Origin of the sequence: Mycobacteroides sp. LB1, assembly GCF_013449725.1 — a bacterium.
GTDB lineage: Bacteria > Actinomycetota > Actinomycetes > Mycobacteriales > Mycobacteriaceae > Mycobacterium.
In genome coordinates this window covers 145,615-157,651 of sequence record NZ_JACCFF010000006.1, presented here as the reverse complement: position 1 = coordinate 157,651, position 12,037 = coordinate 145,615, and the positions used below count along the sequence as shown (strand labels likewise).

Below are 12,037 nucleotides of genomic sequence, written 5' to 3'. Positions count from 1 at the left end.
GCTACCCACCAGGAAGGCAGCGAGATGACAAGCAACGAAATCACCATCAACGCAGCAGATGTCGAGGCACTCGGCAGGGAGTTCGACGCGCTGCGCTCCCGCGTCGTTGCCGATTTGGGCGACCGCGACCGCGAGTACATCTACTCCATCATCAAGACCCAGCGCGGCTGCGAGCTCGCCGGACGCGGCCTGATGTACCTCGGGTTCATCCCGCCGGTCTGGCTCGCGGCGGTGGGCGCTCTTTCTGTTTCGAAGATCCTCGACAACATGGAGATCGGGCACAACGTCATGCACGGCCAGTACGACTGGATGCGCGAAAAGGGGCTCAATTCAAGGGAATTCGAGTGGGACACGGTGTGCCCCGCCGATCAGTGGCGGCATTCGCACAATTACTTGCACCACACCTTCACCAATGTCGTCGATATGGATCGCGATATCGGTTACGGCATCCTGCGGATGGTGCCCGAGCAGAAGTGGAACCCGTACTACCTGGGGAACATCGCCTGGGCGACGGCCCTGATGCTGCTGTTCGAGTGGGGCGTCATGGTGCATGACCTGGAGGTCGAGAACATCCTCAAAGGCAAGCGCAAGTGGTACGACGTCAAGACACTCGTCAAGGGCATGTGGCGTAAGGCAGGAAAGCAGGTCCTCAAGGATTACGTGATCTATCCGGCGCTGACCGGGCCGCTGTTCCCGATCACCTTCCTCGGTAATGCGTCCGCCAACCTGATACGCAATATCTGGACGTTCTCGATCATCTTCTGCGGACACTTTCCCTCCGGTGTGCAGACATTCAGCAAGGAGGAGACCGCGAACGAAACGCGCGGCGAGTGGTATGTCCGCCAGCTGCTCGGCTCTGCGAACATTGAGGGCAGCAGACTGTTCCACATCATGAGCGGCAACCTGTCGCACCAGATCGAACACCACCTGTTCCCCGACCTACCCGCCAACCGCTACCCAGAGATGGCACCCGAGGTCCGGGAGCTGTGCCAGAAGTACGGACTGCCGTACAACTCCGGCGGCTTCTTCCAACAGATCTCCTCGACGTGGAAGAAGATCGCGCGTCTATCGCTGCCCAACGGCTGGTTCGGCGGCGAGCCGGAGCTCGTCGTGCATATCGATCGAGAGAAGCGGCCCGAGATCGTCGTAGTTGACGAGCGCGGCGAGCTGGTCGACGCGTAAGTTAGGTGGCGTGGTGAGCAAGTTCGAACGCAACAAGGACCTGGCACAGGAAGTCGTGTCGTCGACCGCTGAGCACGTGGGCGAGATCGCCAAGATCATCACCAATGCGGTGGTGGATGTCACCAGGCAGATCGGTGAGATCGCCACCGACGCCTTCGAGATGCGCGAGGCTGCGAAAACAGCCGAGCGCGACCAGGAAGAAACGTAATACGTTGACTCTGCGCTGAGGCCGGCCAGCACCGCGAAATGTCCGCCCTCAGCGCGGAGTCACGTCAGTCGGAGGCTTCTCGCCAGTCGGTCGCGGTGATGGTGAAGTACACGTAGTTCTCCAGTGCGCCGTTGATCTCGCGCTTCTGGCGGTGATGCTCCTGGGCTCCGATCTTGGCCAGCGCCCGCTGCGACCGCACATTGGTGGCACCCACGTGGAACCACACCAGGTCCGCGTTGATGAAGGCGTAATCCAGCATGAGCGTCTTGAGCTCGGCGTTGACGGTGCCACCCCAGTACTCGCGGGTGATGAAGGTATACCCGATCGCGACCTCGCGCGTCTCCGGATCCCATTCGTAGAACCGGGAGGACCCGATCATCTCCCCCGTCGAATGGTCGATGATGACAAGCGATTTCGCGGCAAGAGCCTCGGCGAACCACCGCTCGAAGATAGCCCGCTCGTGGCGGTCCGGGCTCGGGTGTTGCTCCCAGATCAGCGGATCACTGGCGGCGAGGTACAGCGGCTCAAGGTCGTCCGCTTCCAACGGACGCAGGGTCAACGTGGGACCCTCGAGAGTGGGCTGGCTCAGGAACTCCGCGGACATATATCCAGCATACGGACATCTATGAAATGTGTTGTGCCAGGGTTGATTTACCCGGGCCTTCCAGGTCTGTGAGTGCGTGTGGGCGTGCGGCCATCGCCATCAGCAGCGCTTCCGCGGGACCGGTGACCTCGGGCCCGCTACCGCGCGACCAGTCGATGTCGGTGGCCACCAGACGGACCCCCCTAGCCCGCAGCGCGCCACGAACCGGAGGGGCCCATCTCGCGAAATCCAGTGCCGGGACCAGCCGCTCTTGCGGGATGATGCGCGGGATGCCCAGCGGACGGCGGATGTCTTGTTGGTGGACTATGCCGTCCAGCAACGCAATCCGACCCCCGAATCCCGATGTGAGTGAGCGCGGAGTTTCCGAGGCGCGGACCATCTCCAACAGTTGCGCGGGGGTCCTATCGGCGAGCTCGGCGAGGCGGTTGGCATTGATCCGGTTCGGGTTGCAGCCACCCTTGACAACGCGGGGAAAGAACTCGGCGTAGCTGAGCTCTTCGTAACCGATCAGGTGCGTGACCACGTCACGCACCCGCCATTTGGTGCAGAGGGTCTGTGCATCCCACTGCTCAGGGGCTAGCGCTGCCAAAAACTTCGCGAGATCGATACGCTCTGCCCGCGCCAACTGCATGGCGCTCATGACGACGAGCTATGCAGACTTGTCGCGCCGCTCAGTGCGCGAGGGCTTACGCGGCACGATGGTCGGCAGCACGTTGTCGATGACGGTCTCCCCAGTCACCACAACCTTGGCGACATCGTCGCGGCTCGGGATGTCGTACATCACTGGCTGCAGCACTTCCTCCATGATGGCGCGGAGCCCGCGGGCACCGGTGCCACGGTGGATGGCCTGATCGGCAATGGCCTCAAGCGCATCCTGCTCGAATTCCAGCTCGACGCCGTCCATTTCGAAGAGGCGGGTGTACTGCTTGACCAACGCATTCTTCGGCTCGGACAGGATCGTGATGAGCGATTCGCGGTCGAGGTTGGTCACCGAGGCGACAATCGGCAGACGGCCAATGAACTCGGGGATGAGCCCGAACTTGATCAGGTCCTCCGGCATGACGTCGGCGAAGTGGTCGGCGGTGTCAATATCGGCCTTCGACTTGACCTCGGCACCGAAGCCCAGGCCGCGCTTGCCGACACGGTCCGCCACGATCTTCTCCAGGCCCGCGAAGGCACCGGCCACGATGAACAGCACGTTCGTGGTGTCGATTTGGATGAACTCCTGGTGCGGGTGCTTACGGCCGCCCTGCGGGGGCACCGAGGCCTGAGTACCTTCCAGGATCTTCAGCAGCGCCTGCTGCACACCCTCGCCGGACACATCACGCGTGATCGACGGGTTCTCGCTCTTGCGGGCGATCTTGTCGACCTCGTCGATGTAGATGATTCCGGTCTCGGCGCGCTTCACGTCGTAGTCGGCCGCCTGAATCAGCTTGAGGAGAATGTTCTCGACGTCCTCGCCCACATATCCGGCCTCGGTGAGGGCGGTGGCGTCGGCGATCGCGAAGGGCACGTTAAGCATCTTGGCCAGCGTCTGCGCCAGGTAGGTCTTACCGCAGCCGGTGGGGCCCAGCATCAAGATATTGGATTTGGCCAGCTCAACGGTCTCGCCGCGGGCGTCACGGGCCTTGTCTCCGGCCTGGATGCGCTTGTAGTGGTTGTAGACGGCGACGGCCAGCGTCTTCTTCGCATTGTCCTGGCCGATGACGTAGTTCTCCAGGAAGTCACGGATCTCGACGGGCTTGGGCAGCTCATCGAGCTTGACGTCGTCGGCGTCGGCCAATTCCTCTTCGATGATCTCGTTGCAGAGGTCGATGCATTCATCGCAGATGTACACGCCGGGGCCGGCAATGAGCTTCTTGACCTGCTTCTGGCTCTTTCCGCAGAACGAGCATTTCAGCAGGTCGCCGCCGTCTCCAATACGTGCCATGGTGGCCAGTCCTACTTCCTGTCACGCGGTGGTGGATCGTGGTGTCAGCACGTCCTCTGACCTGTTCGTCCCGACGCTACCCGCTACACCGGACACCCCGCGACCGATAAACCGAATAGCACCGACGGCATTTACGCCCGCCGTGCTGGAGAACATATCGCCTCACACCGACCGCGGCACCCGATGACGCGCGACCGAGACCGGTGTGTCGCAACCGTTACGAAGCGGCGCTGGTCGCCGAGAGCTTGCGGTACTCCAGGACGACGTCGATGATCCCGTACTCCTTGGCCTCTTCGGCCGTGAAGATCTTGTCGCGGTCGGTGTCCTTGCGGATGACTTCTTCGGCCTTACCGGTATGCCGGGACAGAGTGGTCTCCTGCAGCACCCGCATGCGCTCGATCTCTTTGGCCTGGATCTCCAGATCGGTGAACTGGCCCTGGATAACTCCCGACAGTGACGGCTGGTGAATGAGCACGCGGGCGTTGGGCAGCGCCATCCGCTTACCGGGGGTTCCCGCGGCGAGCAGCACCGCAGCGGCCGATGCGGCCTGGCCCAGTACCACCGTGCGGATATCGGAGCGGACGTACTGCATGGTGTCGTAGATCGCCATCAACGAGGTGAACGAGCCACCCGGGGAGTTGATGTACATGGTGATCTCGCGATCGGGATCCAGCGATTCCAGCACCAGCAGCTGGGCCATGATGTCGTTGGCCGAGGCGTCGTCCACCTGCACGCCGAGGAAGATGATGCGCTCCTCGAACAGCTTGTTGTACGGGTTGGACTCTTTGACACCGAAGCTCGAGTGCTCGATGAACGAGGGCAGGATGTACCGGGCTTGCGGCGCCAGTTCTGGGTTGAGGTGCTTGCTGATCACTTTGAAGCTCCCTTGCTGCCGTTCAGGTTTGCGCGGGTGATGATCTGGTCGACGAAGCCGTATTCGAGTGCCTCCGGCGCGGTGAACCAGCGGTCGCGGTCCGAATCGGTCTCGATCTGCTCGACACTCTTGCCGGTGAACTCGGCGTTGAGGCGGAACATTTCCTTCTTGATGACCTGGAACTGCTCGGCCTGGATGGCGATATCGGACGCGCTGCCGGTCACGCCACCAAGCGGCTGGTGCATGAGGATGCGGGCGTGCTGCAGGGCATGCCGCTTGCCCTTGGCACCGGCCGCCAGCAGGAACTCGCCCATGGAGGCCGCCATGCCCATCGCGTAGGTGGCGACATCGCATTCAGAGAGCTGCATGGTGTCGAAGATCGCCATACCGGCGCTGATCGAGCCACCCGGCGAGTTGATGTAGAGGTGGATGTCCTTAGTGGGATCCTCTGCCGTCAGCAGCAGGATCTGCGCGCAAAGCCGGTTGGCGATGTCGTCGTCCACCTGCTGGCCCAGGAAAATGATGCGCTCGGAGAGCAGGCGCTCATACACCGAGTCGATGAGGTTGAGCCCGGCTGTCGCCGAACGCATTTCAGTCACTGTGCAACCTGCCTTCGTCTAGCTCTTCGGGATATCGCTTTGGAACCAATTCCGTGTACTGCCGACATTAACCAACATCGGCGGTCGTGCACTCCCCACCACGGGCGAGTTCGCTCAGAGCGTTATTTGGTGTCTTCCGCATCATCGGCGCCGTCAGCATCCGCCAGGGCCTCGCGACGCGGTCCCAGCACGGCTTCGACGTCAACATCGGCGCCGGTGGAATCGGTCACCTTGGCCTGACGAATGACCTCCGCGATCGCCTTGCCGCGGCGCACGTCGACATACAGCCCAGGCAGCTGCTGCTGCTGGGTGAGGTACTGAACCAGCTGCTGCGGCTCAATGCCGTACTGGCGCGACATGAGCACGAGACGTTCGGTGAGGTCCTGCTGGTCGACGTTGATATCGAACTTGTCGGCGATCACGTCGAGCAGCAGCTCGGTCTTGATGGACTTGGTCGCGGACTCACGCAGGTCCTTGTCGAACTCCTCGCGCGTGGTGCCCTGCTCCTCGAGCAGTTCGTTGAGCTTGTCCTCGTTGTGGTCCAGTCCGTGAACGGCCTCGTGCAGGCTGTTCCCGATCTGCTCCTCGAGGATCTTCTCGGGTACCGGAATCTCGATGGTGTCGAGCAGCGTGGTGATGGTCTCGTTGCGGATCTCATCGGCCTGCGCGATGCGCTTGCGGCCCTTCACCTGCTCGGTGAGGCTCTCCTTGAGCTCGCCGATGGTGTCGAATTCACTTGCCAGCTGGGCGAAATCGTCGTCGGCGGCGGGAAGCTCGCGTTCCTTGATGGACCCGACCTTGACGGTGACCTCAGCGTCCTGTCCGGCGAACTCACCGGCGGCCAGCGTGGTACTGAACACCTTCTCTTCGCCGGCCTTCAGGCCGATGATGGCCTCGTCCAGGCCGTCGATCAGCTGCCCGGAACCGATCTCGTGGGACAGCCCGGAGGTCGCGGCTTCCTCGACGTCCTTGCCATCGACCGTGGCCGACAGGTCGATCGACACGAAGTCACCGTCCGCGGCGGCGCGCTCGACGCCCTTGAGGGTTCCGAACCGCGCACGCAGCGCGTCCAGCTCGGTCTCCACCTCGGAGTCCTCGACGGTGACCGGCTCGACGGTGACCGTCACGGTGCTCAGGTCGGGCAGCTCGATCTCGGGACGCACGTCGACCTCGGCGGTGAAGGTCAGCTCCTCGCCGTCCTCAATCTTGGTGACCTCGATCTCCGGTTGACCCAGCGGCTTCACATCGGAGGCGGTGACGGCCTCGCTGTACCGGGTCGGCAGGGCCGAATTGACGACCTGCTCCAGCACGGCGGCGCGGCCAACGCGGGCCTCAAGCAGCTTGGCCGGAGCCTTGCCGGGGCGGAAACCGGGCAGGCGCACCTGCTGGGCCAGCTCCTGGTAGGCCTTGGAGAAATCTGGTTCAAGCTCTGCGAAGGGAACCTCGACGTTGATGCGAACCCGGGTCGGGCTCAGCTTTTCGACGGTGCTCTTCACGTGCAGTGCTCCTTTATAGTTCGCGGCAGATCGTCGTGACCTGCAGTTCTTCGTGCTGTCGTGCTGTCGGGGTGACAGGATTTGAACCTGCGACCCTCCGCTCCCAAAGCGGATGCGCTACCAAGCTGCGCTACACCCCGTCCAACCAATCCGCGGCTGGGCGTTTGACCAAGCGATCCTACGGCGTTCCACATGCTCTTCGCGCACGCGGCTCATCGCATGACGTGGCCTCGGCCCTTAAATTGGATTTGATCCGCCCCGGCGCTGTACATTCGTCAACGCAAGCGGGGCAACCCGTAAGCGTGCGGGCGTAGCTCAATGGTAGAGCCCTAGTCTTCCAAACTAGCTACGCGGGTTCGATTCCCGTCGCCCGCTCCACCAGTCAGTACAGGGCCGCGTCCCGCCGCACGGATGTTTGGGTAGGCGGGGCGGCAAGTGGACCGATATGGAGATGCTGCTCACGCTGGGAGCGTGCGAACGCACTGCCGGGAGTACCGGGCCCTTCCTCAAGCCGGCCGGTTTCCAAATGACCCGGGTCGTCCCGACAGCGTCACCATTCGGCCTCGTCGAGGCTGAAGTCGAGTAGTCAAACACCAGTACGGTGGTTCCCATGGAAATCATCCTGGGCCTACTTCTCGTTGGCGTGATCGTCGGCGGCGCGATCATCTACACGCAGGGATCGAGCCGCCGTCGCGGCGAGCAGCTCGAGGATGCCAAGGCCGACGCGCGCCGCCTCACCGAGCGTCTCGGCGGCCAGGTGCTGGGGCTTTCCGGTACCGATGATGCCTCGAAACAAGCTCTCGCGGATGCCTCCGAGCGCTACACCGCCGCGTCCTCGGCCATTGAGCAGTCCAGGACCGCCGCGCAGGCGACGCTGGCCAAGGAGAGCGCCATCGAGGGACTTTATTACGTCCGCGCTGCTCGGGTTGCCATGGGTATGGATCCCGGGCCGGAACTCCCCTCGACCACCGGACAGAGCAGAGCCGGTTCGGTCAGCGAGGATCGGCGGATCAACTTCGAGGGCCGCGAGATCGAGGCCTCCCCAGAGCCGTCCGGCCGGACACCCAACTACTACCCCGGCGGCTCCGTCGCCGGACGTCCGGTTCCCGCCGGCTGGTACTCGGAGCCGTGGTGGAAGCCCGCTCTCGTTGCCGGCGCCTGGGGTGTGGGTTCGGCCCTGCTGTTCAACTCGCTCTTCTCCGGTATGCACGGAGTCGGGTATGGCGCCTCCGGGTTCGAAAGCGGCTTCGGGCAAGGGTATTCGGACGGATACGACGCCGGACTCGGCGCGGGGAACGAGGGTGGTGGCGCGGATCAGAATGGCTGGGACCAGGGCGGTGCCGATCAAGGCTCGGGCTGGGACCAGGGCGGCGGTGGTGGCTGGGATGGCGGTGGCGATTTCGGTGGCGACTTCGGCGGTGGAGACTTCTAGCCGACCTTTGGCTCGTTGGGCGCCAGCAGGATCGGTGAGAAGGTCTCGCGGGCAAGGGCCCTGACCTCGATGGGATTGGCGAGATCAACGGGAGACTCGGGTGACACGAGATATCCGAGCACGATATGGATCAACACGTCAGCCTGACGTTCCGAATCCCCGGGGGGAATCCGGCCCTCGGCACGTAGCTCGTCGATCTTCGACACGAAGTAGCCCCGCGCGAGATCCTTGGGCGAGGGCGATCCCTGACCGATAGCGTCGATGAAACTCGCGCGCCCCCGAGCGGATGCGTTGCGCAACAACGGATGGCCGGTGATTTCAATGCACACCGCAAATGTCTCGGCCACGCGGTCCGCGACATCGTCGAAGTTCTCGGCGCGTTGTTGGACCTCGCTCAGGAATCGGTACATCTCCCGACCGAGGGCACGCTCGAAAAGTTGGTCCTTGCTCGAGAAGCGCCGAAACACTGTGGCGCGGCCCACCTTTGCCCTGCGCGCCACCTCGTCGATGGTGGCGGACTGGGTGCCCTGTTCGGCAAGCACCGCGATGCTGGCATCCAACAAGCGCGCCTCGATGTCATCGGGTTCGGGGTGTGATCCCAATCCACGAACTGCGCGGGCCATGAGCTTTCCCAACGGCGCGCCCGGTCGCGTCATTAACCCGCCTCTCGGTTGTTCGCACTAGCTACTTGGTACCCGGCGTCCCACTCTAGCAACCAGATGTGTCATTGCGGTGACATCAGCGCATTTGACATGAGGGGCACCAGAACAGGTTTCGCGCCTCCAGCTCCGCGGTGAGGATGGGTGTGCCGCACACCCGACACGGCGATCCCGCGCGTCGGTACACATAGGTGCGGGGACGGTCCCGCGCGTATGACGGTTCTCCGCAATCGTGTTCGGCATCGACGGTGACGATCTTGCCGACCCGCAACCCAACGCGCATCCGGTCGACTAAATCGCCCCAGAGCGCACTGAGCTCTTCCGGATCCAATCGACGACCCTGACGGTAGGGGTCGATCCGACGACGGAACAGCACCTCGCTGCGATAGACATTGCCAACCCCGGCGATGATCTTCTGATCCATCAGCAAGGCGCCGATTGGTCTGTGCGACTTTGCGATCCGTTCGAAGGCCGTTGCCGGGTCGGATCGGGGACGCAATGGGTCGGGACCGAGGCGCGCCAGGATCACGTCAACCTGCTCAGGACCGATCAGCTCACACGCGGTCGCGCCACGTAGATCGGTCCCGAACTCATGTCCTTCGACGCGCATCCGCACCTGACCGACAGGTACACCCATCGGTACCGGCAGCTCGGTGAAGGTGCCGTACAACCCCAAATGCACGTGCACGACCCCCGCCGAGCCGTAGTCGTGAAACAGATGCTTGCCCCAGGCATGCGCTTTGACGAAGGTGCGTCCATTGACTGCGGCCGCACCTTCGGTGAACCGTCCCTGCGGACTGCTGACCGCCACCGGTGAGCCCGCGAACCGGCGCTGATGCAACCGGGCCAGCCGGTGCAGGGTATGCCCTTCAGGCACAGACGTTTACGACTTGGCGCCCGGTACCGGCGGCGCAACGCGGGTCGCCTCATACTCGGCCAGGATGTCGATGCGGCGCTGGTGCCGCGGCTCCTCCGACCAGGTGGCCGCAAGGAAGGCGTCCACGATGGCAAGCGCCTCCGGCACGGTGTGCATGCGCCCGCCGATCCCGATCAGCTGCGCGTTGTTGTGCTCACGGGCCAGCACCGCTGTCTCCAGGCTCCACGCCAGCGCGCAGCGGGCACCCGGGACCTTGTTGGCGGCGATCTGCTCACCGTTACCCGAACCCCCCAGCACGATGCCGAGGCTGCCCGGGTCGGCGACGGTGCGCCGGGCGGCGTCGATACAGAACGCCGGGTAATCATCCTGCGGGTCCACCTCGTAGGCACCGCAATCCACCGGCTCGTGGCCGCGGCCGCGAAGGTGCTCGATGATCTTCTGCTTCAACTCGTAGCCGGCGTGATCCGCTCCCACATAGACGCGCATGTCCCAATTGTGACAGCCGTGTTGTGTCAGGTTGCGCTTCGGTCGGTTACCGTGGCGCGCATGTACCCGGTCGGACTGCCCCAGTACACCTATCCCCCGCGTCGCCATCCGTGGGAGATCGGGTTGCTCGTCGTCGTCATCCTGTTCACGCTGCTGCTGTATGTCGTCGCGATCTTCAGCATCATCGGGTTCCTCGCCGATCCCGAGCATGTCCAGCTGAACATCATCATCGTCGCGCTGGCCGCTACTCCCCTAACGCTGTACCTGGGCCGCGGCCTCCTCTATGGGCAGCAGCGGGTGAATGGCGTGAAGATGTCGCCCACCCAGTTCCCCGAGGGATTCGCGATGGTGGTCGAGGCGGCGCAGCGGTTCGGCCTGCACGAAGTGCCCGACGCCTACGTCGTGCTGGGCAACGGCCAGATCAACGCCTTCGCGAGCGGGCACGGCTTCCGCCGGTTCGTCGTCATCTACAGCGACCTTTTCGAGATCGGCGGCGAGGCCCGTGATCCGGAAGCACTGGCCTTCATCATCGGCCACGAGGTCGGCCATATCGCCGCCGGGCATGCGTCGTATTGGCGCCAGTTCGCTCAAACCGCGATGAACTTCGTCCCGTTTGTCGGCACGTCGCTGTCACGGTCCATGGAGTACACCGCCGACAACCACGGATACGCCATGCGCCCCACCGGGATTCAGGGCGCAATCGGGGTAATGGCGGCCGGCAAGTACCTGCTCAAACGAGTCGAGTTCGACACGCTGGCCAACCGCGCCACCCTGGAGACCGGGTTCTTCGTATGGCTGGTCAACATGCTGTCCAGCCATCCCGTGCACACCTGGCGCGCGGCGGCGTTGCGGAATCGGCAGCAGGCCGGGTCGTTGTTCTTCCGACCCAAGTTGCTGCCGCCGACTCCCATCCCACCGGTACCGCCGCTGCTTCCCCCCGCACCGCCCCCGATACCGTACGGATACGCACCGCCTCAGCAGGGCTACACGTTCGACAATCCACCCCCGCGTTATTAAGCCGCGTTACTAGTCGAAGGTCGGCGGTTCGGTGCGCGTCCGCTTGAGCTCGAAGAAGTACGGGTACGACGCAAAGATCACCGACGCATCCCAGAGCTTGCCCGCCTCTTCGCCGCGCGGGATCTTGGAGATCACCGGGCCGAAGAACGCCACACCGTTGACGTGGATGGTCGGGGTGCCCACATCGGGCCCCACCTTGTCCATGCCGGCGTGGTGGCTGACGCGGAGCGCCTCGTCGTAGTCGGTGGATTCGGCGGCCTCCGCGAGCTCGGCGGGCAGACCCACCTCAGCCAGCGATTCGGCAATCACGGCGGGTAGGTCTTTGTTGTCCTGGTTGTGGATCCGGGTGCCCAGCGCCGTGTACAGCGGCTCCAGGATCTCCGGGCCCTTGGCCTGTTCGGCGGCGATGGCAACGCGCACGGGCCCCCAGGCACTCTTCATCAGTTCCACATAGCGCTCCGGCAGATCGTCGCGTCCCTCGTTGAGGACGGCCAGGCTCATCACGCGGAATTTCACATCGATATCACGAACCTTCTGGACCTCCAGAATCCACCGCGAGGTGATCCAGCACCACGGACACAGCGGATCGAACCAGAACTCGGCGAGGTCCTTCTTGCCTGCAGACATAGCGCGCCTTTCGAATGTGAGTTGGACGGGAGGGTCCTAGTGCATC

Annotated in this window: 14 protein-coding genes and 2 tRNA genes; 5 read left to right on the top strand and 11 right to left on the bottom strand. The window is 63.6% G+C overall.

The window, feature by feature from the left end; translation table 11 throughout:
• Positions 1–24 precede the first annotated feature (24 nt).
• On the top strand, positions 25–1,182 hold the full coding sequence (locus tag MLB1_RS20795; RefSeq protein WP_180751744.1) for an acyl-CoA desaturase: 1,158 nt from the start codon (positions 25–27) through the stop codon (positions 1,180–1,182).
• A 10-nt stretch (positions 1,183–1,192) separates the two neighbouring features.
• Positions 1,193–1,390, top strand: coding sequence for a hypothetical protein (locus MLB1_RS20790; RefSeq protein WP_180751743.1), 198 nt, complete (start codon positions 1,193–1,195; stop codon positions 1,388–1,390).
• A 64-nt stretch (positions 1,391–1,454) separates the two neighbouring features.
• Here the strand turns inward: MLB1_RS20790 and MLB1_RS20785 are convergent, their stop codons facing one another.
• The 7 genes from MLB1_RS20785 to MLB1_RS20755 form a co-directional block, all read right to left on the bottom strand.
• On the bottom strand, positions 1,455–1,994 hold the full coding sequence (locus tag MLB1_RS20785) for a GNAT family N-acetyltransferase (RefSeq protein WP_180751742.1): 540 nt from the start codon (positions 1,992–1,994) through the stop codon (positions 1,455–1,457).
• A 19-nt stretch (positions 1,995–2,013) separates the two neighbouring features.
• A complete protein-coding gene (locus tag MLB1_RS20780) occupies positions 2,014–2,625 on the bottom strand; it encodes a maleylpyruvate isomerase family mycothiol-dependent enzyme (protein WP_180751912.1) in 612 nt (203 codons plus the stop codon).
• A gap of 18 nt (positions 2,626–2,643) precedes the next feature.
• Positions 2,644–3,924, bottom strand: coding sequence for an ATP-dependent Clp protease ATP-binding subunit ClpX (clpX, locus tag MLB1_RS20775; protein ID WP_180751741.1), 1,281 nt, complete (start codon positions 3,922–3,924; stop codon positions 2,644–2,646).
• Positions 3,925–4,141: 217 nt separating this feature from the next.
• A complete protein-coding gene (locus MLB1_RS20770) occupies positions 4,142–4,798 on the bottom strand; it encodes an ATP-dependent Clp protease proteolytic subunit (RefSeq protein WP_078298432.1) in 657 nt (218 codons plus the stop codon).
• A complete protein-coding gene (locus MLB1_RS20765) occupies positions 4,795–5,388 on the bottom strand; it encodes an ATP-dependent Clp protease proteolytic subunit (protein WP_180751740.1) in 594 nt (197 codons plus the stop codon). Before MLB1_RS20765 ends, MLB1_RS20770 begins: the two co-directional genes overlap by 4 nt.
• Positions 5,389–5,519: 131 nt before the next feature.
• Positions 5,520–6,893 carry a trigger factor gene (gene tig / locus MLB1_RS20760; RefSeq protein WP_180751739.1) on the bottom strand — a complete coding sequence of 458 codons (1,374 nt, stop codon included), beginning with the start codon at positions 6,891–6,893 and terminating at the stop codon, positions 5,520–5,522.
• Positions 6,894–6,959: 66 nt separating this feature from the next.
• Positions 6,960–7,033 (bottom strand) — tRNA-Pro (locus MLB1_RS20755).
• A gap of 164 nt (positions 7,034–7,197) precedes the next feature.
• On the opposite strand from MLB1_RS20755, the gene MLB1_RS20750 reads away from it, so the two are divergent.
• Positions 7,198–7,271: transfer RNA gene (locus MLB1_RS20750), tRNA-Gly, on the top strand.
• Between the two features lie 232 nt (positions 7,272–7,503).
• Positions 7,504–8,325 (top strand): DUF1542 domain-containing protein, encoded by an 822-nt coding sequence (locus MLB1_RS20745; protein WP_180751738.1) that lies wholly within the window; start codon positions 7,504–7,506, stop codon positions 8,323–8,325.
• Here MLB1_RS20745 and MLB1_RS20740 read toward each other — a convergent pair.
• The 3 genes from MLB1_RS20740 to MLB1_RS20730 all read right to left on the bottom strand — a co-directional run bounded on the left by MLB1_RS20740 (position 8,322) and on the right by MLB1_RS20730 (position 10,347).
• Positions 8,322–8,981: a TetR/AcrR family transcriptional regulator gene (locus tag MLB1_RS20740; RefSeq protein ID WP_180751737.1), complete on the bottom strand. Its 660-nt coding sequence runs from the start codon at positions 8,979–8,981 to the stop codon at positions 8,322–8,324. The two genes, MLB1_RS20745 and MLB1_RS20740, sit on opposite strands and share 4 nt — an antisense overlap.
• 82 nt (positions 8,982–9,063) lie before the next feature.
• Complete coding sequence (locus MLB1_RS20735) at positions 9,064–9,861, bottom strand: Fpg/Nei family DNA glycosylase (RefSeq protein WP_180751736.1); 798 nt, start codon at positions 9,859–9,861, stop codon at positions 9,064–9,066.
• 6 nt (positions 9,862–9,867) lie between these two features.
• Positions 9,868–10,347 (bottom strand): ribose-5-phosphate isomerase, encoded by a 480-nt coding sequence (locus MLB1_RS20730; RefSeq protein ID WP_180751735.1) that lies wholly within the window; start codon positions 10,345–10,347, stop codon positions 9,868–9,870.
• Between the two features lie 60 nt (positions 10,348–10,407).
• On the opposite strand from MLB1_RS20730, the gene MLB1_RS20725 reads away from it, so the two are divergent.
• Positions 10,408–11,364 carry a M48 family metallopeptidase gene (locus MLB1_RS20725; RefSeq protein WP_180751734.1) on the top strand — a complete coding sequence of 319 codons (957 nt, stop codon included), beginning with the start codon at positions 10,408–10,410 and terminating at the stop codon, positions 11,362–11,364.
• A 9-nt stretch (positions 11,365–11,373) separates the two neighbouring features.
• On the opposite strand, the gene MLB1_RS20720 is transcribed toward MLB1_RS20725, so the two are convergent.
• Entirely contained in the window at positions 11,374–11,991 is a 618-nt protein-coding gene (locus MLB1_RS20720; protein WP_180751733.1) for a DsbA family protein, read from the bottom strand.
• Positions 11,992–12,037: the final 46 nt, after the last annotated feature.

Coding starts and splice junctions, on each gene's coding strand:
- MLB1_RS20795 (WP_180751744.1), top strand. CDS start 25: ATGACAAGCAACGAAATCACCATCAACGCAGCAGATGTCGAGGCACTC.
- MLB1_RS20785 (WP_180751742.1), bottom strand. CDS start 1,994: ATGTCCGCGGAGTTCCTGAGCCAGCCCACTCTCGAGGGTCCCACGTTG.
- MLB1_RS20780 (WP_180751912.1), bottom strand. CDS start 2,625: ATGCAGTTGGCGCGGGCAGAGCGTATCGATCTCGCGAAGTTTTTGGCA.
- clpX (WP_180751741.1), bottom strand. CDS start 3,924: ATGGCACGTATTGGAGACGGCGGCGACCTGCTGAAATGCTCGTTCTGC.
- MLB1_RS20765 (WP_180751740.1), bottom strand. CDS start 5,388: ATGCGTTCGGCGACAGCCGGGCTCAACCTCATCGACTCGGTGTATGAG.
- MLB1_RS20745 (WP_180751738.1), top strand. CDS start 7,504: ATGGAAATCATCCTGGGCCTACTTCTCGTTGGCGTGATCGTCGGCGGC.
- MLB1_RS20740 (WP_180751737.1), bottom strand. CDS start 8,981: ATGACGCGACCGGGCGCGCCGTTGGGAAAGCTCATGGCCCGCGCAGTT.
- MLB1_RS20730 (WP_180751735.1), bottom strand. CDS start 10,347: ATGCGCGTCTATGTGGGAGCGGATCACGCCGGCTACGAGTTGAAGCAG.
- MLB1_RS20725 (WP_180751734.1), top strand. CDS start 10,408: ATGTACCCGGTCGGACTGCCCCAGTACACCTATCCCCCGCGTCGCCAT.
- MLB1_RS20720 (WP_180751733.1), bottom strand. CDS start 11,991: ATGTCTGCAGGCAAGAAGGACCTCGCCGAGTTCTGGTTCGATCCGCTG.